Raw genomic sequence first — 23287 nt, 5'->3', positions numbered from 1 at the left:
CACCCCTCCGTCCCTCCCCGGTACCGGTCCGCTGCACCTGCTGCGGGTGATGCGGGAGGACCTGCGCGTCGTCGTCGAACGCGACCCCTCCGTCCGCGGCCGTCTCGAAGCCGCGCTGCACCCCGCGCTGACCGCCCTGTGGACGCACCGGGTCGCACACCGGCTGCACACCCGCGGACACCGGATGACGGCACGTCTGCTGGCCCGCTGGGCCCGCCGGCTGACCGCCGTAGAGATCCACCCCGGAGCGGTACTGGGCCGCCGGGTGTTCATCGACCACGGAGCCGCGGTGGTCATCGGTGAGACGTGCACGGTCGGCGACGACGTGACGATCTACCACCAGGTGACACTCGGCGCGGTCGGCTGGTGGAGCGACAACGACAGGCCGCGGGGCGACCGCCGGCATCCGGTCGTGGGCCGCAACGTCATCCTCGGCACCAACGCCACCGTGCTCGGCCCGGTGACCGTCGGCGACGACGCGATCATCGGCGCGCAGGCCCTGGTCAACAAGGACGTGCCGGAGGGGATGCGGATGCTGGCCGCCACCGCCTCCGGGCGTACGCCGGGCCGCCCGTCCGAGGACACCATCGCGAGCATCGCCTCGGCCGGTTCCTGGTAGCCGCTCCCCCGCCGCCGGATCGCCCGGCACCCTCTCCTCCGCCTTCCGCGCCACCGGTCCGCCTCCCTCCGGTCTCCCCGCCCGCAGCCCGGTGTTCCCGCCCCTTCCGCCCGCAGGCCCAGATCTGACAAGGAATCACACCATGCGCACCCTCGCACCGCACACCTCCCGACCGTCCCTGGTCCGGCCGGCCGTCGCCGACGGCATCGACGACCTGGTGGGCGCCACCCCGCTGATCCGGCTGAGGCTCGAAGGCCTGGCGCCGGGCGCCGAGATACTGGCCAAGCTGGAGGCCGCCAACCCGATGTCCAGCAGCAAGGACCGGGCGGCCCTGTACATGCTCAGGGCGGCCGAGGCGCGCGGCGATCTGGCGCCGGGCGGCACGATCGTCGAGGCCACCTCGGGCAACACCGGTATCTCGCTCGCCGCCCTCGCCGCGGCCCGCGGTTACCGCTGCGTCATCGTGCTGCCCGACAACGCGACGACCGAGCGGGTGCGTCTGCTGGCGGCGCTGGGCGCCGAGGTCGTCCGGACCCCCGCCGACCGCGGCTACCCGGGAGCGATCGAGAAGGCCGAGGAGATCCACGCGTTCACGCCGGGCTCCTGGTTCCCCTGCCAGCACGAGAACGCGGACAACGTCGAGGCCCACTACGCCACCACCGGCCCCGAGATCACCGCCGCGCTCACGGCGACCGGCCGTCGCGTCGACACCCTCGTCTGCGCGGTGGGCACCGGCGGGACGCTCACCGGGATCGCCCGTCACCTGCGGGAACACGACTCCGGGGTACGGATCGTCGCGGTCGAGCCGCAGGGGTCCCCGCTGCTGTCGGGCGGGCAGGCCGGGCGGCACCGCATTCCCGGCCTCAACGGCGGTTTCATCGCCCCGACGACCGACGTCTCCCTGATCGACGAGGTGATCGCCGTCAGCGACGCGGACGCGCTGCACACCGCGCGTCGACTCGCCGCCGGGCAGGGCCTGTTCGTCGGTGTCTCCTCCGGCGCGGCGGTGCACGCCGCGCAGGCGGTGGCCGGCCGCCCCGAGTACCGGGACAAGACGGTCGTCACCGTTCTGCCGGACACCGGCGAGCGGTACCTGAGCATGTGGGAGGACCCGTCATGACGCTGCTGGTCTCGACCCTGAAGAGGTTCGGCGACGCCGTCAAGGTCCGTATCGGGGAGACCACCACCACCCGGTACATCGCGCTCGCCGAGACCACCGACGGCCGCCTCGGCCTCTTCCACCACCACATGCTGCCGGGCGCCGCCGGAGCGGCCCCGCACTACCACACCCGGATCTCGGAGTCCTTCTACGTCATCTCCGGAGAGGTCACCGTCCATGACGGCACGGGATGGCACAAGGCCCATGCCGGCGACTTCCTGCACGTGCCCGAGCACGCCGTGCACGGCTTCCGCAACGACAGCGACGCACCGGCGGAGATGCTGATCATCTTCACGCCCGCCGAGAACCGCGAGGCCTACTTCACGGGGCTGGCGGAGCTTCTGGCCGACGGGAACACCCCGTCCCGGGCCGAGATGGTCGCGCTCATGGAGAAGTACGACCAGTTCGAGATCGACGAGCCCTGACCGTTACGCGCCCTGTCCCTCATGCGCCCTGTTCCTTGCGCGCGCTGTTCCTTGCGCGCGCTGTCGGCACCCGTGCTTCCGCGTTCCTCCCGTCCGTTCGACAAATCTCAGGAGTCATCACATGCATCCCGTCAACTGGGCCCGCTTCGGCCTGCTCGCCGCCCTGTGGGGGTGCAGCTTCGCCTTCATCAAGGTGTCGCTGGACGCCTTCGCCCCGCTCCAACTCGCCTTCGGACGGCTCCTCGTGGGCGCCCTCGTCGTCGGCCTGATCCTCGCCGTGACCAAGGGCTCCTTCCCCGACCGCGCCGTCTGGGGACACATCGCCGTCGCCTCGGTGTTCGGCAACGTCGTACCGTTCACCCTCTTCGCCGTCGGCGAGCAGCACACCACCGCGACCATCGCCGGGGTCATCCAGGGCGCGACGCCGCTGGTCACCCTGGGTCTCGCCGCCCTGGCCATCCGCACGGAGAAGCCCACGGCCCGCAAGGTGACCGGACTCGTGATCGGCTTCGTCGGCCTGATCGTCGTGGTCGGACCGTGGCGCACCGACGGATTCGGTTCCCTCGGCGGCCAACTCGCCTGTGTCGGGGCGGCGATCAGCTACGCGATCAGCTTCGTCTACCTCCGCCGCTTCATCTCCCCGTACAAGATCCCGGCGCTCTCCGTGACCGCGGCGCAGCTCACCTCGGCCATGGTCATCACCGGTCTGATCACCACGTTCAGCATCGGCTGGGACCTGCCGGGCGAGGTGACGGCCGGCCCGCTGCTGTCCCTCCTGGTGCTCGGCGGCGCCTCCACCGGTATCGCCTTCGTCCTGATGAACCGGCTCATCGCGGACGCGGGACCGACCACGGCCTCCGGCGTCAACTACCTGGTCCCGGTGTTCTCGGTGATCGTCGGTGCGGCTGCCCTCGGCGAGTCCGTCACCTGGAACGTGCCGGTGGGCGGCGTGGTGGTCATCGGGGCGCTGGCTCTCGCGGAGGGGCGGCTGCCGCTGCCCGCGCGGCGCGCGGCCGAGCCGCCGGCTGCGGCCACTCCGGCACCGCCCGTTCCCGACCCGACCGACCCGACCGACCGGACCCAGCCGACCGACCGGGCCGACCGGCCCGAACGGAACGACCAGGCCGACCGGGCCCAGCCCGTCGCCGCCCAAGAGGCCTGCTGACCCGGCCTGTTCGGACCCACCCGGACCGACTCGGGCCTCCACAGGCACCGCCACGCACAGCAGCAAGAACGCCGCACGGCGCGCCCCACTCCCGGGGCGCGCCGTGCAGCGTTCACGCACAACTGACCGCCGGCTGCCGGGGCCGGGCCTAGGGCCGGAGCCGGGGCCGGAGCCAGGGCCGGAGCCGGAGCCAGGGCCAGGGCCGAGGCCAAGGCCGGAGCCGGAGCCAGGGCCGGGGCCGGAGCCGAGGCCAAGGCCGGAGCCGGAGCCAGGGCCGAGGCCAAGGCGGGCACCCGACGCCGGGCGACCAGGCCGGCGCTGTGCCCACCGCCGGGCGCCGGCCGCCCGGCGCCCGGCAACCGGCGCCCGGCGGCTCACCGCTCCGTGCCCACCGCCCCGTTCCCGCGACCGCCCCGTTCCCGCGACCGCCCCGTTCCCGCGACCGCTCCGTGCGCCGGGAGCGGCGCGGGACACGACCGGGAACCCGGCGCGCGAACCTGCAGGAGGAAGAGAGAGGGAGCCACAGCAGCCCCTCCGGCCCCCGTGGCCCACCCCACTCGCCTCTCCCATCTCCCCCCGTCTCTCCCCCAACTCCCCCACCGCACCAGCGGGCCGACGCCACCGCACCGGCCTTCGTACACAGGAAGCAGCCATCGGAATGCCCCCATCCACCGCATCCGCACCCGCATCCGCACCCGTCTCAGCCGCCGTGTCCTCTTCGGCCACCGCCCTCGGTGACGCCCGCATCATCACCGCGGCCGAGTTCGAGTTCCGCCCCGTCGCCGGCGCCGACCCCACCGCCCGCACCACGGTCGCCACCCCCGTCAGTCCGGCCGCGGGCGCCACCCATGTCACCCTCCACGTCGTCCGGATAGCCGCCGGCGAGTCGTACTCCCCCGAGCGCAGCGCGGTCGAGGAGAACACCGTCGTGATCTTCTCGGGCACGGGTACCGCGGCCGTCGGCGACCTTGCCCTCCCCGTCGAGCGCGGATCCGCCGCCTACGCCCCCACCGGTCGCGCCCTCACCCTCACGGCGGGCGGCAGGGGCCTGACCGCCTACGTGTGGCGCACCCCGCTCGCGAACGCCCCCGTCGGGAGCGCTCCGGTCCTGCACTCCTCCCTCTGGGACGACACCACCCAGCTGCGCGGCTTCGGCGGCACCGGGCAGGTCGACGCCGCCGAACGCCGGGCCACCATGAACTTCGTGTTCTGGCCCGGCAACGGCAGCAGCCGCCTGTGCCTGCACTGCGGCATCCAGCAGCCGGGCGAGACCTTCAACGTCCATCTGCACCCCGACAGCGACGAGGCGTTCATCGCCTTCGAGGGCGTCGGCCAGATGTATCTGCGTGACCGCTGGATCGACGTGAGCGCCGGCGACGTCCTGTACGCGGCGCCCGGGGTGCTGCACGGCGCCCGCAACCCGCACACCGGTCCCACCGCCCGCCGCTTCGTGACCTGCGGCGGACCCAGCCCCTTCGACCCGGCGCTCTACTCCGCCGCCGGCTACTCCTCACAGGTCAGGTGAACGCAGCGTGTGCCGCATATACGGAACCTTCAACGTCCATTCCGACCAGGCCGAACTGCGCCGCGTCGCCGACCTGATGCACCACGGCGGTCCCGACGCCCAGGGTGTCGCCCACCGGCCCGACTGGGCACTGGGCAACAACCGCCTGTCGATCATGGACCCCGAAGGCGGGGCCCAGCCCTACCACCTCGGCAGGGTCACCGTGGTCTTCAACGGTGAGATCTACAACCACCGCGAGCTGCGCACCCGCCTGGCCGGCCTCGGCTTCCACTTCGACGACCTGTGCGACGGCTCGATCCTGCCCGCGCTGTACATCACCTACGGGGACCGGTTCGCCGAGCACCTGGACGGCATGTACTCGGTGGCGGTCATGGACCTGCGGGAGACCCCCCGGATGGTGCTGGCCACCGACGACTCGGGCATGAAGCCGCTCTACTACCACTGGGACCGCGGCGCCGGCCGCTTCCACTTCGCCTCCGAACTGCCCGCGCTGCTGGGCTTCGCCGGGGTGAAGGCGGAGGAGGACGAGGCAGGTCTCGACGCCTACCTCACCTCCAAGACGCCGTTCGGCAACCGCACGATGTTCCGCGGGGTGCAGGTGTTCCCGCCGGCCGCCACCGTCCTCCTCAGCCACCGGGACGGACTGCGGATCAAGCAGCGTCCGATGGCCCACGAGCAGGGCCTGCGCCCCGACAAGGACCGCACCCTGGAAGAGGCCGGGGACCAGCTGCGTGACCTGCTGTCCGAAGAGGTGTCACGGCTCCTCATCGCGGACGCCCCCGTCGCCGCGGTCACCTCCGGCGGGCTCGATTCCAGCCTCGTCACCGCACTCGCCGCGCAGGCACTGCGCGACAGCGGCGGCACCGGCAGCCTGCACACCTTCAACATCGCCTACACCGGCACCTGGCCCAGCGACGAACGCGCCTACGCCGCCGAGGTCGCCCGCGCCGCAGGCACCACCCACCACCAGGTCGAGGTCGATCCGGCCACCTTCCCGGACCTCATGACCGACGTCGTACGCCACCTGGGACAGCCCAACGCCGACCCCATCACCCTCTCCACCTTCTCCCTCTTCCGCGCGGTCCGTGACGCCGGCTTCAAGGTCGCCCTCACCGGCGACGCGGCCGACGAACTGTTCAGCGGTTACTCCCGGATGACCCAGGCGGTCGCCGCACACCACGGTTCGAGCTGGATCGACGGCTACCTCGACCACCTCGCCGCCGTCCCGGGGGCCCTGCGCCGGAGCCTGTACACCGACGAGTACGCCTTCGCCGTGAACGCGGTCGGCCCCGCCCTGCCGCCCGGCATCCGGCGGATCCTGCACAGCAGCCCCGGCACCCGGCTGCAGCGCATCGGCGCGGTGGAGCAGCGTTACCGGCTGCCCGCCTACCACCTGCGCCGCGTCGACCACCTGTCGATGGCCAGCTCGGTGGAGGTACGGCTGCCGTTCACCCAGCCGTCCGTGGTGCGCTTCGCCTCCACCCTCACCGACGAGCAGCGGCTCGTACCGGGCCTGGGAGTGAAGCGGGCCCTGTACCAGGCCGCGCAGGGGCTGATCCCGCGCAGTGTGCTGGAGCGGCCCAAGCAGCCCTTCACCCTCCCCGTCACCGCGATGCTCACGCCCGGCCAGCGGCTGTGGACCCTCGCCCGTGACGTGCTGTCGCCGCAGACCCTGCGCGCCGACGGCCGGATCCGCCCCGAGCGGGTCGACGCCCTCTTCGACGAGCAGGCCAACCGGCCCAGCGACACCGTCTCCCTGGCCCTGTGGTCCCTGATGTCGCACCAGCTGTGGCGCCAGGAGTTCTTCGCCACGGCCAAGACCCCGATCACCCTCCACACTCCGGTACGAGTTCTCCAGGAGGCGGCGTGACCGTCAGCCTCGCCCGCGCCCACGGCACCCCCTGCCCCACCGCCGTGATGGACGCGCGCACCCTGCCCGCCTCGGAACCCGAACTGCTCGCCCGGCTCACCGAGTTGAGGACGGCCCTGGCCGACCAGGGAGCCGCGGACGTCCTGAAGAACGCCCTCGTCCAGCCCTCCCGGCATCCCCTCTTCGACCTGGACTACCGCTTCGTCCAGTCGATGCCGGACAGTCTCGACAGCTTCGACCTGCGCGGCTCCTGCGGCCACTCCATCCTGGCGGCGGTCGAGGCGGCGGCCCGTACCGGCATGATCCAGCCCCTCGTGGCCGGCTGCCGGGTCCGGGTCAACGTCCTCAACAACGGCGACAACGTGGTGTGCGAGGCGGAGGAGACCGACGACGGGGGCACCCGTTTCACGGCCCACTTCCTCTGCTCGCCGCCGCGGCCGGTGAACGACCTCCTGATCACCGGCGAGCCCGTCACCGGTATCCCCTTCGAGGGGCGTACGGTCCCCGTCTCGCTGGTCTCCATGGGCAATCCGTACCTCTTCGTGCACGCCGCCGAACTCGGTGTCCACACGGTCGAGGACCTCTTCGCCGACGACCCCGTGCTGTTCGACCGGATGACCGGGCTGCGTCTCGCCGTCTGCCGGGCCCTGGGCTGGGACACCACCGGAGCCTTCCCCAAGGTGGCCACCCTGCTCCCCGACGGTCCGGGCGCCCTCGCGGTCCGCGCCATCTCCGTACCGTCCTGGCACCCGACGGTGGCGCTGACCGGCGCCACCTGCCTCGCCGCCGGGGCCGCCGTGGAAGGCACGATCCCCTACCTGCTGTCCGGTGTCTCGGAGCAGCCGGACAACGACCTGCTCTCGCTGCGCACCCCGGGCGCCACGGTCCGCGCCTCGGCCCGCATCACGGGCGACCCCGGCGACCGACGGCTCGCCTGGATCTCCGTCGCGGAGAAGCAGGTCGACTACCGCGGCCTCTTCCTGCCCGCCTCCACCTCCGAGGAGTTGTCATGGCTTCCGCTGACAGCCTGACCGTGCCCGAAGCCCCGGCACTGACCGCGACCGACGTGCCGCTCCCCGTGCCGACCGGCGATCCGACCACCGGCCCGTCCACCGGTCTGACCGCGCCGATGCGCGAGCGCCTCGCCGCCGCCGCCCGGGACGCCGACGCGAGCGGCGAACCCGACCGGCCGGCGCTGGCCCTGCTGCGCGAGACCGGACTGCTCGGTCTGGCACTGCCCTACGAGTACGGCGGCACCGGCGCCGACGCGCACGGCCTCAACTCGGCGGTCGCGCGGGTGGCGCAGGTCAACGCCTCCGCCTCGATCATGCTGTTCCAGCACTACGCGGTCAGCAGGCGCATCCTCGAACACGGCAGTCCTGCCCTGCGGCGCCGGCTGCTGCCGCAACTCGCCCGCGGTGACTGGCTCGCCGCCTCCGCCTGGAGCGAGACGGGGGCCGGCGCGAACAAGAAGCACCTGTCCACCGTCGCCCGCCGCACGTCCGACGGGGGCTGGGTCCTCAACGGCGCCAAGTCCTTCACCACCAGCGCGGGGCTTGCCGACATCTACCTGGTGCTGGCCCAGACCGAGGAGCCCGCGCCGGACGCCGCCCCGGACACCGGCTACGGCTCCGCCGGCCAGACCTTCTTCCTCATACCGGCGGACGCCCCCGGCCTGGAACCCGACACCTCGCTGCGGCTGACCGGCATGCGCGGTTCGGCGACCGGTTTCGTCTCCGTGCACGACTGCCACGTACCCGACAGTGCACGGCTCGGCCCGATCGGCGCCGCCGCCTCGATCATCGCCGGGGTCCGGGACAGCGGCGCCACGCTCGGTGCCGTGTCCGTCGGCCTGGCCGAGGCGGCCCTCGATCTCGCCCACCGGCACGCCGAGCGGCGCGGTCTGCTGGCCCAACAGGCCGTCCGGCACCGGCTGGTGGACATCGCGGGCGAGGTCGAGGCCGCCCGCGCGGTCGTCGAGCGGGCCGGCCGGCGGACCGCCGACGACCCGGGGATCGCCACGCTCCACTCCAAGCTCGTCGCCTCCTCGGCCGCCGAGCGCGTCATCAACGCCGTCGAGCGGCTGCTGGGCTCGGCCGGCTATGTCGCCTCGAACGAGATCAACCGCTACGGCCGCGACGCCCGTGCCGTCGCCCTGATGGGACCGACCAACGACCTCTGCAAGGAACTGGTGAGTCTGACGTGGAACCGTTGAAGCCCCGATCCGCCGACCTTCCCGCCGATCTGATCGTCGAAGGGGGCCGTCTCGTCACCCCCGACGGTGTCCGCGACGCAACGGTGGTCGTCCGTGACGGCCGGGTCGCGGCCCTGCCCACCCCGGGCGAGCCGCTGCCGCCGGGCCCGCGCCTCGACGCCCGTGGCCGTTACGTGCTGCCGGGCCTGATCGACTCCCACGTCCACTTCCGTACACCCGGTCTGGAGTACAAGGAGGACTGGGAGCACGGCAGCCGGGCCGCCCTCGTCGGCGGTGTGACGACCGTGATGGACATGCCCAACACCCGTCCGCCGTCCCTGGACGAGACCAGCATGCTCGCCAAGGCCGCGGTCATCCAGGGCACTTCATGGATCGACTACCGCTTCCACATGGGCGCCGACCCCGACCACCCCGAGCTGCTGGCCGAGCTGGACCCGCGGATCGCGAGCTCGGCGAAGGTGTTCATGGCCGGCCACCACACGGCCCCGGTCGTGTTCCGCGACGGCGAGCAGCTGCGGCGGGCCTTCGCCGCCGCCGCCCGCGGTGGGGTCCGGCTCGTCCTGCACGCCGAGGACCAGCACGTCTTCGACCTGCTCGACGCGAGTGCGGGCGCCCCCGACTCGTACGGCGGGTACGAGCCGCACCGGCCTCGTTCCGGTGGGATCGTCGCCGTCGCCCATGTCGTGCGCCTGGTGCGCGAGTACGGCACGAAGACGCACATCCTGCATGTGTCGTCGGCGGAGGAGGCCGATCTGCTGTCGGCCGCCGCCGCCGAGGGACTGCCGCTCACCTACGAAGTGACCGGCCATCACCTGTCGTTCACCCACGACGACACCACCCGGCGCGGTCCACGGACCCGGCTCTCCCCCGCCATCCGCGAGTGCCGGGACCAGAAGCGGCTGTGGCAGGCCCTGCTGCGCGGCGAGGTCGTCACCCTGGGCAGCGACCACGCCCCGCACACCGTGGAGGAGAAGAACCGTCCGCCGGCCGACGCGCCGCCCGGCCTGCCCGGCGTCCAGGAACTGGCCACGGCCGTCTGGACCGGCCTGCGGACCCGGGACATCGCCCCGGACGAGGCGGCCACGCACCTCGCCCGGCTGATGGGCGAGGGGCCCGCCCGGCTCTTCGACCTGGCCGGCAAGGGCCGGCTCGAAGTGGGTGCGGACGCGGACCTGACCCTCCTGAACCCGTCCGACCGCTGGCAGTTCTCCGCACACGACGTACAGGCGCTCTGCGGCTGGTCCGCGTACGAGGGCTGGACGTTCACCGGGCGCTTCACCACCACGGTGAAGGGCGGCCACGTCGCCTGGGACATCCGGGACGGATTCTCCGGCCGCCCCGAGGGCCGCTGGCTGCAGGGCTCGGCCCGGCCCCTGGAGGTGGCCCGATGAGTTCGACGCTCCTCGAATCCCAGTCCCCGCCCAGCACATCTCCGCCCGGCACGTCTCCGCCCGGCACGTCTCCGTCCGGCACGTCTCCGTCCGCGACGCCGGCTCAGGACCTCGCCGAGGCCTTCCGCGCGGCGATGTCCGCCCTGGCCGCCCCCGTCACCCTCGTCACCTGCTACGACGACCTGGGCAGGCCACGCGGCCTGACGGCCAGCGCCGTCAGCTCACTGTCCCTCACCCCGCCGCTGTTCCTCGTCTGCCTCGACCGCACCTCCCGTACGCACGACACGCTGACCGGCGCCGAGGACTTCGCCGTGCACCTCCTCGGACCGGGCGAGGAACACCTCGTCAAACGCTTCATGCGGCCGGCCGAACACCGCTTCGACGGCGTACCCCTGGCCGCGGATTCCCACCGGGCACCTGTCATCAGGGACGCGTCCCTCACCCTGCACTGTGTCCGCCACGACGTCCTGGAAGGAGGCGACCACACGATCCTCGTGGGACGGGTGACCGCTGTGCGCGGCGAGCCCGCGCACTCGGGCGGCCTGCTCTGGCACCGACGGGGCTTCGCCCACGCGCGACGCCCATGACCCGGACGGGGGCTGCCACCGCGACGCGGTCGGCGGCCCCCGTCCGGGATCCGGCACATGGAAAAGGGCACAGGACACAGGAGAAAAGGGGGAAGACAGATCGTCGTCGGCGTGGTTACCATGCGGGCGATGAACACCTTCTCCTTTTCCGGATTGGGGGAATCATTCGCGCAAGGTGAGTGCTGATGGCACATCACTTCGCGAACGAGATTCCTTCCCACCTGCTGATGTGGCGGCGCGTACGTGAGTACGCCGTGCCACCGTCCATGGTCGAGAACGCGACCGCACGCCGTGCGGTCGGTGACTGGGCGGGGGCCTGCGCCGCCGCCCGTGTCTACGTCGATCTCGATCTGCGCGCCGTGCGCCATCGCCACGGCACCTCTCTCGTCACCCGACTCCGCGACGACCTGCGCCGGCTGGCGCCGGACCTGCTCCGCTGGCACATGCCCCGCATCGCCCCGGACGGACGGCTCCGTCCCGGGCTCACCCTCTCGCTGGCCCGTTACGGGAGTTACGGCGGCAACCCGTTGCACCTGGTGGTGCGGACCCCGCCCGCCTGGGCGGACGGCGGGCAGTGGATGTCCCTCTCTCTGTGGGAGGGGCCGGGGAACAGCACCCCCGAACATCACCCCCATCCACATCCCGAGCGGCGTTTCCGGCTCGACCTGCACCGGCATCTCTGGGACGCCGGTCGGAGCGGCGACCTGGCGGCGCGGAGCGGGGCGGGACAAGCACCGCCCCATGATTCCGTGTGGGCGGAGGGGAGTTGGGCCGCCGAGGCCGAGGTGCTGTTGCGGGCCGAGGGGCTTCCTCGCGGGGCCTTCACCGTGCGGCTCGGTGCCCGCAGGCGGGCCGCACTGGAACTCGTCGCCCCCGACGACAGCCATGTCCCGACGATCCGGCCCCTGCGCGCCGGCACCGGCATGCCGCCACCGCAGGAGATCGCGGCGCTTCCGGTGCTGCCGGAGGCCGCGGCCCGTGTCCTGCCGGATCTGGAACTGCTGCGGCTGGGACTCCTCCCGGCCGAACGGCTGCATCCGCTCGTCGCCACAGCACTGGCGGGCTACGGGTCGGCGCCGGTGGGCGGTCCCGTTCCCGAGCCCGGCGACCCGCACCGCGTGGACTGCCGTGGCGAGAGCCACCGGATCGCGCTGCGGGAAGGCGTGCTGACCGCGGTCGATCACCACCCCGCCCAACTGCGGCGCGAAGAACTACTCGTGGCACTCGGCGGGCCCGCGCTGCCGTGTCTGCGGGCCATCGACACGGTGCACCGCGATCCGGAGGCACTGCCCGCGGTCCGGGAACGGCTCCGCCACGGTGACATCGCCGGGGCACTGGCCGTCGTCGAAGGCCTGCTCGGCCCTGGTGCGGTCCTGCGCGACGGGCCGCTCCGCGAGGAAGTGGAGTCGGCCGCGGCCCGCCGCGTCGACCACGGACTCTTCCGCTCGGGACTGGTCGCCGTGCACCCGGCCGCCGGTACGGCAGGGAGCGCGGACGTCCCGGTCGGTGAGGACGGCTCGGGCGCGAAACGGGTGAAAGTCCATCACCGCCCCCGGCTCGACCGTTTCACGCCGCTTCCGATGCGCAGCAAGCGGATCGGCCGGTCCCGGCCCCGCACCGGTCTGGTGTCGTGACCGGCGACCCGCCGCGGCCCCCCTTCCACTCCCTTTGCCGTCCCGGACGGGCTTTCCCGTTCCCTCAACCCCCTCAGGTGATGCCCATGACCCTCAGCACCCTCCTGCCCGCCCCGGCCCCGGCTCCGGCCGACGGCACACCCGTACCCGTACCTGTCCGCGTACCGGGTACAGACACCCACCTCGCCGTCGCCGACGGCCTCCTGGCCCTCCTGCGGACGACCACCACCGAGCCGCGCCCCGACGAGCAGCTCGAAGCGCTCACCCTGGCCGTGGCGGCGGACCTGCCCGTGCTGCTCTGGGGCGAGCCGGGTATCGGCAAGACCGCGGCCCTGACCCAGCTCGCCGCCTCCCTCGACCTGCCGCTGACGACCGTGATCGCCAGCGTCCATGAGCCGTCCGACTTCTCGGGACTGCCCATCGTGGGCGAGGACCCCGCGGTGCAGGGCGTACCGATGGCGCCGCCGCAGTGGGCCGTGGAACTCGTACGAGCCGGCCGTGGACTCCTCTTCCTGGACGAACTCTCCACCGCCACCCCGGCCGTTCAGGCCGCACTGCTCCGGGTCGTCCTGGAGCGGCGGGTCGGTGCGCTGCAACTGCCGCCGGGCGTACGGATCGTGGCCGCCGCCAACCCACGCGCTTCCGCGGCGGACGGATGGGAGCTGAGCCCGCCGCTGGCCAACCGGTTCGTGCATCTGTACTGGGTGCACGACCAGGAGGTGGTGGTGCGCGGACTGGGCGGCGTCTGGCCGAGGGCAGAACTGCCCCGGCTGGCACCGGAGTCGCTGCCGGAGGCGGTGGCCTTCGCCCGGCGCGCGGTCTGCGGCTTCCTGACCGCACGGCCGACGCTGATCCACCGGCTGCCGAGCACCGAGACGCGGCGCGGCGGCGCGTGGCCCTCGCCCCGGAGCTGGGACACCGCGTTGACCCTGCTGGCCTTCGGTACGGCGGCCTCGGTCTCCCGCGAGGTGCTGGCCCTGCTCGTACGGGGTGCGGTGGGCGACGGTCCCGGGCTCGAACTCCTCGCCCATCTGGACCGGATGGACCTGCCGGACCCGGAGACACTGCTCGCCGACCCGGCCGCCGCCGAGCTGCCGGAGCGGGGCGATCTGCGGCAGGCCGCGCTGGAGGCGGTGGTGGCGGCCGTCGGAGCACGGCCGCAACGGGCGCGCTGGGAGGCGGGCTGGGCCGTGCTGGTACGGGCGTTGGAGACCGGCACCGCGGACCTGCTGGTCGCCCCGGCGACGGCCCTGGCCGCGCTGCGTCGCGACGACTGGGAGGTGCCTGCGACGATGGACCGGCTGGCCGGGGTGGTGGGTCTCGCCCGGCAGGCGGACCGGTCGGTGGAACGGGTCGCGGCGGCGGCCGCGGCCGCCGAGCGCGCGGCGGCGGGAACACGCCGGTGACGGGGGCCCCGAGGACTCCTGGGCAGCGGGCTCCGCACCCCCGGCCGCGTCCGATGCCCCGGCCCGCGCCGCCGCGCCCGGTGCGGGCCGCCCTGCCGAAGCAGCCGGCCGGCTCCGGTGCGGCGGCCGACCGGGCCGGACTCCCCCTGGACATGGAGAAGTTGCTGGCCGCCCGGCTGCACGCGGTGAAGGTGCGCCCCTACCTCGCCGCTGCGCTCTTCGCCCTGCATGTGGTGGAGGACCGGTCGGTGCCGACGATGGCGGTGGACGCGCACTGGCGCTGCTATGTCTCCCCCGGGTTCGTGGCGCGCATGCCGATGGAGGAACTGGCGGGCGTGTGGGTGCACGAGGTCTCCCACCTGCTCCGGGACCACCACGGCAGGAGCGAGCGGTACGCGCGGCAGCACGAGGAGTTCGGACCGGGCGAGCGAAGCGGGACGGGGATCCCCCGAGCCGAGGGCTGGGGGAGGCTGCGCCGGAACATCGCCGCGGACTTCGAGATCAACGACGACATCTACGGGGACGGTCTGCCGCGGCCCGCCGGAGCGGTGCTCCCGTCACTGCTGCGGTTGCCGGACGGGCTGTTGATGGAGGAGTACCTGCGGACGGCGTCGATGTCCGGACTCACCGCGGACCTGGCCTGGCTGGACTGCGGCAGTGGCGCCGACGGGCAGCACCGGCCGTGGGAACTGGGTCCCGACGGGGCGCACGGGCTGAGCGGGCACCAGCAGGACGCGGTCCGCTTCCGGGTCGCGGAGGGGATCAAAGGCCGGCCGGGCGAGGCCCCGGAAGGATGGCGCCGATGGGCGGACGAGGCCTTCCAGCCCCCGCAGCCCTGGCGGCAGTTGCTGGGTGCGGCGGTGCGGTCGGCGGCGGGCGCGCCGGGCGCGGGCGAGAACCACAGCTACCGGCGCCCGTCCCGGCGCTCGGCCGGTGTCCCCGGAGTCGTGCTGCCGAGCCTGCGCCGTACACCGCCCGGCGTCTGTGTCGTGATCGACACCTCCGGGTCGGTGAGCGACGCCGAGCTGGGCAGCGCGCTGCTGGAGGTGGCGGCGATCGCGCGGGCGGTGGGCGGGCGGCGCGACCTGGTCTCGGTGATCTCCTGCGACGCGGCGGCCGGGGTCGCCGTGCCGCTCTGCCGCGCGGAGAACATCGAGCTGGTCGGCGGTGGGGGCACGGACCTGCGCTCCGGTTTCGCCCGGGCACTGCGCTCCCGGCCGCGCCCCGACGTGATCGTCGCCCTCACGGACGGCCAGACCCCCTGGCCCTCCGCGCCGCCGCCCTGCCGTACGGTCGTCGGTCTCTTCCCGCGCCCCGTCCGCGCGGCGGACGAGGAGGACCCCGACTACGTCCCGGACACCCCGCCGTCCTGGGCGCGGGTCGTCACGATCGGCTGAGAGGCCGGGCAGTCACTGCCGCTGCCTCTACCGCTGCCGCCGCCTCTACCGCTACCCCTACCCCTGTCGCTGTCGCTGTCGGCGAGCCGGCCGCGGTGAGGCGGCGCTCGGCCATCTGCCGGGCGGCCCGCGCCGGGGTGACACCGGTCGTGCGCGCGAGGCCGAGGATGTGCCCGACGGTGTCCCCGATGCCCTCCACCCGCTCCAGGGCGGCTTCGTGGCTGTAGCCCTCGGACTCCCGGCTGAGCGTGTAGGCGACCCCTCCGGCGCCGGCCACATAGTCCGGCACCCAGACGATGCCGCGTTCCGCGAGGGCGTCGGCGATCGACTCGTCGGCGAGCTGGTTGTTGGCCGGCCCGACGATCAGCGGTGCGGTGAGCCGGGGGACACTCGCCTCGTCGAACACCCCGCCCACGGCGGCCGGAACGAGAATGTCGGCCGGAGCCGACAGGGCCCGGCCGGGCTCGACCCAGCCGTACCCGCTCGCCAGCGCGGCCTCCTCGCGGGAGTGGTCCACGTCCGACACCACGACGTGTGCCCCTTCTGCGGCCAGGCCGGCGGCGACCCGGCTGCCGACCGACCCGAACCCGCTGACGACCACCACCTTGCCGGTGCAGGAGGCGTCGCCGTAGACATGCCGGGCGCCGGCCCGCAGAGCGGCCAGGACACCGGTGGCGGTGGGCCCGCCGGAGTCGCCGGTGCCGCCGTGCTCCTCGGGCGCGCAGTACGCGTACGGCGAGAAGCGCCGCAGGACCACCATGTCCTCGGGGCCGGTGCCGATGTCCGGGCCGGTGCGGTAGGAACCGTCGAAGGAGGCGACCAGCTCGCCCAGGTCCTCCAGTGCGGCCTCCCGCAGGGCCGGGGTGACGTCGGTGTCCCGGTCCAGGGCGATCACGCTCTTGCCGCCCCCGAAGTCCAGACCGGCCACCGCCGACTTGTACGTCATCGCCTCCGACAGGCGCAGCGCGTCGGTCAGTCCGTCCTGCCAGGTGTCGTAACGGCGCATCCGGCAGCCGCCGGCCGCCGGCCCCAGCACGCGGGAGTGGATGGCGACGATCAGCGGCAGGCCGGAGCGGCGTCCGCGGCGGACGACGACCTCTTCATGTGCGAATGCTCGACTCATGGCGCCGAAGCTAGGCTGATGCGCGGACCACCGGGAGTTGCACCGAATCCCATTCGGCAGGCGGACAGTGGAGGAAGCCGTGGACGAACTTGATTCGGCGATCGTGCGCGAACTGCAGGCCGACGGTCGGCAGTCCAACCGCGCCCTCGCCGGGAAACTCGGCATAGCCCCCTCGACCTGTCTGGAACGCACGAGGCTCCTGCGGCGGCGCGGCGTCATCCGGGGCTACCGGGCCGAGATCTCCTTCAAGGCCCTCAACCGGTCGGTCCAGGCGATGGTGTTCACCCAGGTACGCCCCCTGCGCCGGGACGTCGTCACCGCGTTCGAGCAGTCGGTGACCCAACTGCCGGAGGTCGTCTCCGTGTACACGATGACCGGGAGCGACGACTTCCTCGTGCATGTCACGGCCCAGGACATCGACCATCTGCACGCCTTCCTCCTGGACCAGTTCACCAACCGCCGCGAGATCATCGCCTTCCGCACCTCGATCATCTACCAGCATCTGACCAACCCGGTCCTCGGCCCGCTGCCGCCCGCGGAGTAGGAGCGCATCGGCGGCGTGGCGGGCCACCCGACCGACCCGACCGCCCCTTCGGCAGACCGACGACGACACGGTTTCCTCCGCGCCCGTAAGGACCCATGCCATGACCACTTCGCGCACCTTCCCCCTGGAGCCCACCCCGATCCACGTGTCCGACGAGGTCCTCGACGACCTGCGCGCCCGTCTCGCGTCGACCCGCCCCCCACTGGACGAGGGGAACGAGGACTGGTCCTACGGCGTCCCGGACAGTTGTCTGCGTGAGCTGGTCGCCTACTGGCGGGACGGCTACGACTGGCGCAGGGCCGAGGCCGCCATCAACGTCCACGAGCACTACCGCGTGGCCGTCGATGGTGTCCCGGTGCACTTCATGCGCAAGGCGGGCCGCGGCCCCCGCCCGGTCCCGCTGATCCTCACCCACGGCTGGCCTTGGACGTTCTGGCACTGGTCGAAGGTGATCGGCCCGCTCGCCGACCCGGCCGCGTTCGGCGGTGACCCCGCGGACGCGTTCGACGTCATCGTGCCGTCCCTGCCCGGCTTCGGTTTCCCCGGCCCGCTCACCGGCTTCCCGGACGTCAACTTCTGGAAGGTCTCCGACCTCTGGCACACCCTGATGACCGAGACCCTGGGCTACGAGAAGTACGCCGCCGGGGGCTGCGACATCGGCGGGATCGTCTCCAGCCAGCTCGGCCACAAGTACGCCGACGAGCTGTACGGCATCCACATCGGCTCCGGTCTGCCGCTGGACTTCTTCACCGGCCCCCGCGCCTGGGACTTCGCCCGGAACCGGCCCCTCACCGACGACCAGCCAGCCGACGTGCGCGCCCGCGTCGTCGAGCTGGACCACCGCTCGGCGTCCCACCTCACCGTGCACATGCTCGACGGCGCCACCCTGGCCCACGGGCTGAGCGACTCTCCCGCCGGGCTGCTCGCCTGGCTGCTGGAGCGCTGGAACTCCTGGAGCGACAACGGCGGCGACGTCGAGTCCGTCTTCACCAGGGACGACCTGCTCACCCACGCCACGATCTACTGGGTGAACAACTCCATCGCCACGTCGATGCGTTACTACGCCAACGCCAACCGCTACCCGTGGGTCCCTTCCCATGACCGCACCCCGGTCGTGCAGGCCCCGGTCGGCCTGACCTTCGTCACGTACGAGAACCCACCCGGCGTCCACACCGCCGCAGAGCGCGTCCGGGCGTTCGAGACCGGCCCGCAGGCGGCCTGGTTCCACCACGTCAACGTCAACGCCCATGACCACGGCGGTCACTTCATCCCGTGGGAGAACCCCGACGCTTGGGTGAGCGACCTGCGCCGCACCTTCCGGGACCGCAGGCCCTGAGTGCGCGTCGGACGTCGGGCACGGCCGGCACTCCGACGCGACGCCCGAGGGCCCGTGCGGCTGATGCCGTACGGGCCCTCGGAAACGAGTAGCGGGGACAGGATTTGAACCTGCGACCTCTGGGTTATGAGCCCAGCGAGCTACCGAGCTGCTCCACCCCGCGTCGATGTCTCCACCCTACGGCATCGAACGGCACCTCTCTGACCAGGGGCGGAGGCCCGCGGGAGGACATACCCGGACCGCGGGGTGGGTAACTTCCCCCGCATGGCTGCCGTGTTGTTCGACTTCTCCGGGACCCTCTTCCGTATCGAATCCACCGAGAGCTGGCTGCGCACCGTACTGGCCGAGGCCGGGACATCCCTGCCGGAGCAGGAGTTGCTCCGGACGGCGAAGGAACTGGAGGCGGCGGGCGCGCTGCCCGGCGGCGCTCCGCACAGGGGGCCGGTGCCGCCGGAGCTGACCGCGCTGTGGGGGATCCGCGACGAGAGCGCCGAGGCGCACCGGGCCGCGTACACCGGAGCCTGCCGCCAGGTGGCGCTGCCCGCCGCGGAGCTGTACGAGGCGCTGTACGACCGGCACATGAACCCGGCGGCCTGGCGTCCGTACGCCGACGCGATCGACGTACTGCGCACGCTTCGCGGCCGAGGGGTCGCCATCGGTGTGGTCAGCAACATCGGCTGGGATCTGCGGCCCGTCTTCCGCGAGCACGGCCTCGACGCGTACGTGGGGACCTACGTCCTGTCGTACGAGCACGGTGTCCAGAAGCCGGACGCCCGGCTCTTCGCGACGGCCTGCGACGCGCTCGGGGCCGATCCGCGCGACACCCTGATGGTCGGGGACGACCGGCTGGCGGACGGCGGAGCGGCGGCCCTGGGGTGCGGGGTGTACTTCGTCGACCATCTGCCGGTGACCGACCGGCCGAACGGACTTCGGCCGGTACTGGACCTGATCCCCACCTGATCCGGGCCTGATCCCCCGGGCCGTCCCTCAGCTCTGATAGCCCGGCAGGGGCGCGCTGCTTCCTTCCCGACCGCCCGGGACGATCCCCCGCGTCGCCCCGGACGGACGGCAGCCCGGAAGTGATCCCCGAGGGGACCGGCCCGGACGCGCTGAGTATAGTTGGCTGGCAGCCAGTCAACGCAGGAGTTCATAGGATGTCCCCTCGCAGCGCATCGGTCAATGAAGAGTTGCGGCGGCGTTCGCGCGAGCGGCTTCTGCAGGCGGCGCTGGAGCTCGTCGGCGAGCGGGGATACGACGCCACGACGCTGGGCGACATCGCGGACCGCGCGGGCTCCGCCCGGGGTCTCGTCTCGTACTACTTCCCCGGTAAGCGTCTGCTCGTGCAGTCCGCCGTGCACCGGCTGATGCACCGCACGCTGGACGAGGCGCTGGAGCGCGAGCCGTGCACCGAGGACGGCCAGGAGCGGATGGCGCGGGCCATCGACGCGATCCTGGGCCTCGCCCGGGACCACCCGGTGCTGATGCGCCAGCACATGGCGGGCATCCTGCAGGGCGAGGGGTTCAAGCAGTGTCCGGAGCAGCGCCGGCTGGCGGAGCTGCTGAGCGACACCATGTCCCGCTACGGCTCGCCGGACACCGCCGCCGACTACCCGATGCTGCGGGCGCTGCTGATGGGCGCGGTGTACTCGGCCCTGGTGCCCGGGGTCCCGATGCCGGTGCCGGTGCTGCGGGCCGAGCTGTTCCGGCGGTACGGGCTGGACTGGGAACGGGGTGCCCCGCCGGGCGCCGAAGCACCCGGCGGGACGTACCACGACGATCTCTCACGGTTCTTCGCTCCCGGCGGCCGCGAGCTGGAAGAAGGCCGCGGTCACGGTGGCGTGGCGAACCAGGAGACGGACGCCGCCGGTCAGTCGAAGTAGTCCGGCTGCGTCTGGACGTTCAGCTCGTTCAGCCGGTTCTTCTTCGCCGGATCCGTACGACGGTCATTGATCTTCAGAACGTCGAAGCCCTTGGCGATGTCGTTCGAGTAGATGTAGCCGTTGTAGTAGTACGCGGACCAGGAGCCGCCGGTGACCATGGTCGTGGTGCTCAGCGGACCGCGCTCGAAGAAGGCGATCTCCTTGGGCTTCGAGGAGTTCGTGAAGTCCCAGACGGAGATACCGCCCTGGTACCAGGCCTGGACCATGATGTCCTTGCCCTTGACCGGGATCAGCGAGCCGTTGTGGGCCACGCAGTTCTCGGTGTCGGCCTGGTGGCGCGGGATCTTGAAGTAGCTCTTGAAGACGAGCTTGCGCTTGTCGCCCTTGCCGACGATGTCGTAGATGCCGTCCGCGCCGCGGTTCGGGCCCACGGTCTCGTTGCAGGTGGCCGCACCGCCGCCGCCCAGCTCGTCGGTGAAGACGACCTTGTCGGCCTTCTGGTTGAAGCTCGCCGAGTGCCAGAACGCGAAGTTCACGTTGTCCTGGACCTGGTCGATGATCTTCGGGTTCTCCGGGTCCTTGATGGAGAACAGGATGCCGTCGCCCATGCAGGCGCCCGCGGCGAGGTCCTTGGAGGGCAGCACGGTGATGTCGTGGCAGCCGGTGGTCTTGGAGACGCCCGGGTTGGTGGGTCCGCCCGGGTTGCCGCCGCCGTCCGCGCCCTCACCGGGGAACAGGACGGGGAAGCTGACGACCGCCGCCTTCTCGGGAGCCTTGCGCGGCACCTTGATGATCGAGATGCCGTCGTGCGGCGGCTGGCAGTCGGGGAACGTGGCGCTCGGCGAGTACGAGGACACGTAGACGTAGACGTTCTTGCGCTCCGGCACCAGCGTGTGGGTGTGGGAGCCGCAGGCAGTCTCGACGGCGGCGACGTACTTCGGGTTCTTCTTGTCGCTGATGTCGAAGACCTTCATGCCCTCCCAGGAGGACTTCTCGGTCGCGGGCTGCGTGGTGCTGCTGCAGGAGTTGTCGCTGCGCGAGGAGTCCGTGGACAGGAAGAGCAGGTCGCCGGAGACGGTGATGTCGTTCTGCGAGCCCGGGCAGAGCACCTGGGAGACCGTCTTCGGGGCCTTCGGGTTGCTGATGTCGAAGATGCGGAAGCCGTCGTAGTTGCCGGCGAACGCGTACTTGCCCTGGAAGGCGAGGTCCGAGTTGGTGCCGGGCAGGGCGTCCTTGGGGATGTTCGCGAGGTGCTGGATGTTGTCCGAGTGGACGATCTCGTCCTGCCCGGGTATCTCGCCGTTCGCGATCGCCGCTCTGGCCTCGGCCGCCTCGCTCTTGGAGACCTTCTCCGAAGTCACCGGAGCGTCCCCGGGGTCGGGGGTCGCGACCGCGGGGCCCGCCGTCAGCAGGGCGGCCAGCAGACCGGCCGCGGTGGCGGCAACTCCCAGACGTCTGCGCCGCGTTCGGTGATTGTTCAACAGGATCACTGCGTCCTCCCTAGTGGCCGTTCGAAGTCGAACGGTTCAGGTACCACCGCAGTATCGTCTTCATCATGCACAGATCAACAGGTGGCAACGCATTCGTAATGAATGTTTTTGATCATTGGCGCGCGGAAGCGTGCTAGGACGGTCATCGACACTCACAAGGTGTCCGCACTCACAAGATTCACCAGGTGTCTGCCGATTCATGTGCCACAGGAGGTCACTGTGCTCGCTCGCCGTACGTCCCGCCGTCTGATCACGGCGTCCGTGACGGCCGCCGTTCTCGCACTCGGCGGCTGCACGGGCTCCGACGACGACGCCAAGTCCGCTCCGGACACGGGCCCTTCGGTGATCGCGCCGGGCAAACCGGGCGAGGCCGCCGAGACGCTCTCCGCCGCGGACGCGGCGAAGCAGCGGTCCGACGACGACACCCCCAACTCCGCGGACTTCGACTACGCCCGGATGATGATCGAGCATCACACCCAGGCCATCGTGATGACCGAACTGGCCCCGAAGCAGGCCTCGTCGACGCCGGTGAAACGGCTCGCCGAGCGGATCGCCGCCTCACAGGGGCCGGAGGTCGAGACGATGAAGGCCTGGCTCAAGAACCACGGCGGCGACGGGAAGAGCGAGAAGGACAAGGGTCACCACCACGACGTGATGCCGGGCATGGCGACCGAGGCGCAGCTCAAGACGTTGCGCGCGGCGAGGGGCAAGGCGTTCGACGAGCTGTTCCTGAAGCTGATGATCACCCATCACAACGGGGCGATCACCATGGCCACGGACGTCCTCTCCCAGGGCAACAACATCCAGATCGGCGAAATGGCCGACGACGTGATCGCCCAGCAGACGACCGAGATCAGCAGGATGCGCGAGATGTGAGGGCAGCCCCGCAGGCGCGCCCGCCGAGGGGCGCGGGGAACTGCGCGGCCGGCCACGACGCACCCGCACCCGCACCCGAGCTGCACCCGACCGGCCGCTCCTTGGCACCTGCGGAGCCGGATGGCGTCAGCGCCGGACATGCCGCGCGGCCAGAAGCCCCGCGTCCCGCGCCCCCGCGATCAGCCTGAGCGACCGCCGCCGGCTGTACCCCGTCGCGGACATCACCGCGAGCACCGGATCGCGCCCCGACCGCTGGGCCGCCAGATACTCCCCGGCGACCAGCCGACGGCTCTCGACACCGCGCGGCGGCGCAGGGCGCGCGTGCCGCTTGCCGGGGCCCCCGTCACCGCCCGCGGCGCCCGCCGCCACGGCCGTGCCCCCGCACGCCTCAAGGAGCGGGCCCTCGATCCAGTCGGCGAGCACGGCCAGGTCGTCGAGGGAGAGCGCGGGCCGGGCGCGTACGTCCTCGATGCAGACGCACCCCTCGCACACCGCCGCGAGCAGGTCGACCCCGGCGCCGTCGGCGAAACTCAGCCGGACATCGCACCACGTCGTGGCGGTGTCGTTCTCGCGCACTTGCCAGGCGCGCCGTACGGACACCGCCCCGTCCGGCTCATCACGATCAGAAAGATGAAGAAAGGATGT

The 23287-nt window shown here is 72.2% G+C and carries 21 protein-coding genes and 1 tRNA gene; 18 read left to right on the top strand and 4 right to left on the bottom strand.

Features of this window, described 5'->3' with window-relative positions; translation table 11 throughout:
- The first annotated feature begins 37 nt into the window (after positions 1–37).
- From epsC to ACH4DZ_RS41435, 13 genes are all read left to right on the top strand, one after another.
- On the top strand, positions 38–619 hold the full coding sequence (gene epsC / locus ACH4DZ_RS41495; RefSeq protein ID WP_398294584.1) for a serine O-acetyltransferase EpsC: 582 nt from the start codon (positions 38–40) through the stop codon (positions 617–619).
- Between the two features lie 142 nt (positions 620–761).
- The gene (locus ACH4DZ_RS41490; RefSeq protein ID WP_398294482.1) at positions 762–1739 is read left to right on the top strand and encodes a PLP-dependent cysteine synthase family protein; all 978 of its coding nucleotides are present in this window, start codon (positions 762–764) and stop codon (positions 1737–1739) included.
- Positions 1736–2203, top strand: a complete 468-nt coding sequence (locus tag ACH4DZ_RS41485) for a cupin domain-containing protein (protein WP_210890866.1) — start codon at positions 1736–1738, stop codon at positions 2201–2203. Before ACH4DZ_RS41490 ends, ACH4DZ_RS41485 begins: the two co-directional genes overlap by 4 nt.
- Before the next feature lie 121 nt (positions 2204–2324).
- Positions 2325–3368 (top strand): DMT family transporter, encoded by a 1044-nt coding sequence (locus ACH4DZ_RS41480; protein WP_398294480.1) that lies wholly within the window; start codon positions 2325–2327, stop codon positions 3366–3368.
- A 709-nt stretch (positions 3369–4077) separates the two neighbouring features.
- The gene (locus ACH4DZ_RS41475) at positions 4078–4893 is read left to right on the top strand and encodes a cupin domain-containing protein (RefSeq protein WP_398294478.1); all 816 of its coding nucleotides are present in this window, start codon (positions 4078–4080) and stop codon (positions 4891–4893) included.
- 7 nt (positions 4894–4900) lie between these two features.
- Positions 4901–6763 (top strand): asparagine synthase (glutamine-hydrolyzing), encoded by a 1863-nt coding sequence (asnB, locus tag ACH4DZ_RS41470; protein ID WP_398294476.1) that lies wholly within the window; start codon positions 4901–4903, stop codon positions 6761–6763.
- Complete coding sequence (locus ACH4DZ_RS41465; RefSeq protein WP_398294474.1) at positions 6760–7794, top strand: PrpF domain-containing protein; 1035 nt, start codon at positions 6760–6762, stop codon at positions 7792–7794. The genes asnB and ACH4DZ_RS41465 overlap by 4 nt, the downstream gene beginning before the upstream one ends.
- Positions 7773–8978 carry an acyl-CoA dehydrogenase family protein gene (locus ACH4DZ_RS41460; protein WP_398294472.1) on the top strand — a complete coding sequence of 402 codons (1206 nt, stop codon included), beginning with the start codon at positions 7773–7775 and terminating at the stop codon, positions 8976–8978. Before ACH4DZ_RS41465 ends, ACH4DZ_RS41460 begins: the two co-directional genes overlap by 22 nt.
- Positions 8966–10369 (top strand): dihydroorotase family protein, encoded by a 1404-nt coding sequence (locus ACH4DZ_RS41455; protein ID WP_398294470.1) that lies wholly within the window; start codon positions 8966–8968, stop codon positions 10367–10369. Before ACH4DZ_RS41460 ends, ACH4DZ_RS41455 begins: the two co-directional genes overlap by 13 nt.
- Complete coding sequence (locus ACH4DZ_RS41450) at positions 10366–10956, top strand: flavin reductase family protein (protein WP_398294468.1); 591 nt, start codon at positions 10366–10368, stop codon at positions 10954–10956. The genes ACH4DZ_RS41455 and ACH4DZ_RS41450 overlap by 4 nt, the downstream gene beginning before the upstream one ends.
- Before the next feature lie 185 nt (positions 10957–11141).
- Positions 11142–12590, top strand: coding sequence for a hypothetical protein (locus tag ACH4DZ_RS41445; protein ID WP_398294466.1), 1449 nt, complete (start codon positions 11142–11144; stop codon positions 12588–12590).
- A gap of 86 nt (positions 12591–12676) precedes the next feature.
- Entirely contained in the window at positions 12677–13996 is a 1320-nt protein-coding gene (locus ACH4DZ_RS41440) for an AAA family ATPase (RefSeq protein WP_398294464.1), read from the top strand.
- Positions 13997–14148: 152 nt separating this feature from the next.
- Complete coding sequence (locus ACH4DZ_RS41435) at positions 14149–15393, top strand: VWA-like domain-containing protein (RefSeq protein ID WP_398294582.1); 1245 nt, start codon at positions 14149–14151, stop codon at positions 15391–15393.
- Here the strand turns inward: ACH4DZ_RS41435 and ACH4DZ_RS41430 are convergent.
- Positions 15380–16516, bottom strand: coding sequence for a Glu/Leu/Phe/Val dehydrogenase dimerization domain-containing protein (locus tag ACH4DZ_RS41430; protein ID WP_398294462.1), 1137 nt, complete (start codon positions 16514–16516; stop codon positions 15380–15382). The two genes, ACH4DZ_RS41435 and ACH4DZ_RS41430, sit on opposite strands and share 14 nt — an antisense overlap.
- 79 nt (positions 16517–16595) lie before the next feature.
- Between ACH4DZ_RS41430 and ACH4DZ_RS41425 the strand changes: the two genes are divergently transcribed.
- Positions 16596–17060 carry an Lrp/AsnC family transcriptional regulator gene (locus tag ACH4DZ_RS41425; protein ID WP_398294460.1) on the top strand — a complete coding sequence of 155 codons (465 nt, stop codon included), beginning with the start codon at positions 16596–16598 and terminating at the stop codon, positions 17058–17060.
- 100 nt (positions 17061–17160) lie between these two features.
- Complete coding sequence (locus ACH4DZ_RS41420; protein WP_398294458.1) at positions 17161–18396, top strand: epoxide hydrolase family protein; 1236 nt, start codon at positions 17161–17163, stop codon at positions 18394–18396.
- 89 nt (positions 18397–18485) lie between these two features.
- Here the strand turns inward: ACH4DZ_RS41420 and ACH4DZ_RS41415 are convergent.
- A tRNA-Met gene (locus ACH4DZ_RS41415) sits at positions 18486–18559 on the bottom strand.
- A 101-nt stretch (positions 18560–18660) separates the two neighbouring features.
- On the opposite strand from ACH4DZ_RS41415, the gene ACH4DZ_RS41410 reads away from it, so the two are divergent.
- Both ACH4DZ_RS41410 and ACH4DZ_RS41405 read left to right on the top strand, forming a co-directional pair.
- Complete coding sequence (locus tag ACH4DZ_RS41410) at positions 18661–19356, top strand: HAD family hydrolase (RefSeq protein WP_398294456.1); 696 nt, start codon at positions 18661–18663, stop codon at positions 19354–19356.
- Positions 19357–19550: 194 nt separating this feature from the next.
- Positions 19551–20276 (top strand): TetR/AcrR family transcriptional regulator, encoded by a 726-nt coding sequence (locus ACH4DZ_RS41405; RefSeq protein ID WP_398294454.1) that lies wholly within the window; start codon positions 19551–19553, stop codon positions 20274–20276.
- Here ACH4DZ_RS41405 and ACH4DZ_RS41400 read toward each other — a convergent pair.
- Positions 20264–21766 carry an LVIVD repeat-containing protein gene (locus ACH4DZ_RS41400; protein WP_398294452.1) on the bottom strand — a complete coding sequence of 501 codons (1503 nt, stop codon included), beginning with the start codon at positions 21764–21766 and terminating at the stop codon, positions 20264–20266. The two genes, ACH4DZ_RS41405 and ACH4DZ_RS41400, sit on opposite strands and share 13 nt — an antisense overlap.
- 219 nt (positions 21767–21985) lie before the next feature.
- Here ACH4DZ_RS41400 and ACH4DZ_RS41395 point away from each other — a divergent pair, with 219 nt between their 5' ends.
- The gene (locus tag ACH4DZ_RS41395) at positions 21986–22642 is read left to right on the top strand and encodes a DUF305 domain-containing protein (protein ID WP_398294450.1); all 657 of its coding nucleotides are present in this window, start codon (positions 21986–21988) and stop codon (positions 22640–22642) included.
- Between the two features lie 126 nt (positions 22643–22768).
- Here the strand turns inward: ACH4DZ_RS41395 and ACH4DZ_RS41390 are convergent, their stop codons facing one another.
- The gene (locus ACH4DZ_RS41390) at positions 22769–23242 is read right to left on the bottom strand and encodes a DUF6214 family protein (RefSeq protein ID WP_398294580.1); all 474 of its coding nucleotides are present in this window, start codon (positions 23240–23242) and stop codon (positions 22769–22771) included.
- Positions 23243–23287 lie beyond the last annotated feature (45 nt).

The organism is Streptomyces sp. NPDC017991 (assembly GCF_044328075.1).
Classification (GTDB): Bacteria; Actinomycetota; Actinomycetes; order Streptomycetales; family Streptomycetaceae; genus Streptomyces.
The sequence above is the reverse complement of the archived record's forward strand: the minus strand, read 5'-3'. Positions and strand labels throughout refer to the sequence as shown.

Coding starts and splice junctions, on each gene's coding strand:
- ACH4DZ_RS41430 (WP_398294462.1), bottom strand. CDS start 16,516: ATGAGTCGAGCATTCGCACATGAAGAGGTCGTCGTCCGCCGCGGACGC.
- ACH4DZ_RS41435 (WP_398294582.1), top strand. CDS start 14,149: ATGGAGAAGTTGCTGGCCGCCCGGCTGCACGCGGTGAAGGTGCGCCCC.
- ACH4DZ_RS41485 (WP_210890866.1), top strand. CDS start 1,736: ATGACGCTGCTGGTCTCGACCCTGAAGAGGTTCGGCGACGCCGTCAAG.
- ACH4DZ_RS41410 (WP_398294456.1), top strand. CDS start 18,661: ATGGCTGCCGTGTTGTTCGACTTCTCCGGGACCCTCTTCCGTATCGAA.
- ACH4DZ_RS41420 (WP_398294458.1), top strand. CDS start 17,161: ATGACCACTTCGCGCACCTTCCCCCTGGAGCCCACCCCGATCCACGTG.
- ACH4DZ_RS41445 (WP_398294466.1), top strand. CDS start 11,142: ATGGCACATCACTTCGCGAACGAGATTCCTTCCCACCTGCTGATGTGG.
- ACH4DZ_RS41405 (WP_398294454.1), top strand. CDS start 19,551: ATGTCCCCTCGCAGCGCATCGGTCAATGAAGAGTTGCGGCGGCGTTCG.
- ACH4DZ_RS41440 (WP_398294464.1), top strand. CDS start 12,677: ATGACCCTCAGCACCCTCCTGCCCGCCCCGGCCCCGGCTCCGGCCGAC.
- ACH4DZ_RS41490 (WP_398294482.1), top strand. CDS start 762: ATGCGCACCCTCGCACCGCACACCTCCCGACCGTCCCTGGTCCGGCCG.
- ACH4DZ_RS41480 (WP_398294480.1), top strand. CDS start 2,325: ATGCATCCCGTCAACTGGGCCCGCTTCGGCCTGCTCGCCGCCCTGTGG.
- ACH4DZ_RS41460 (WP_398294472.1), top strand. CDS start 7,773: ATGGCTTCCGCTGACAGCCTGACCGTGCCCGAAGCCCCGGCACTGACC.
- ACH4DZ_RS41450 (WP_398294468.1), top strand. CDS start 10,366: ATGAGTTCGACGCTCCTCGAATCCCAGTCCCCGCCCAGCACATCTCCG.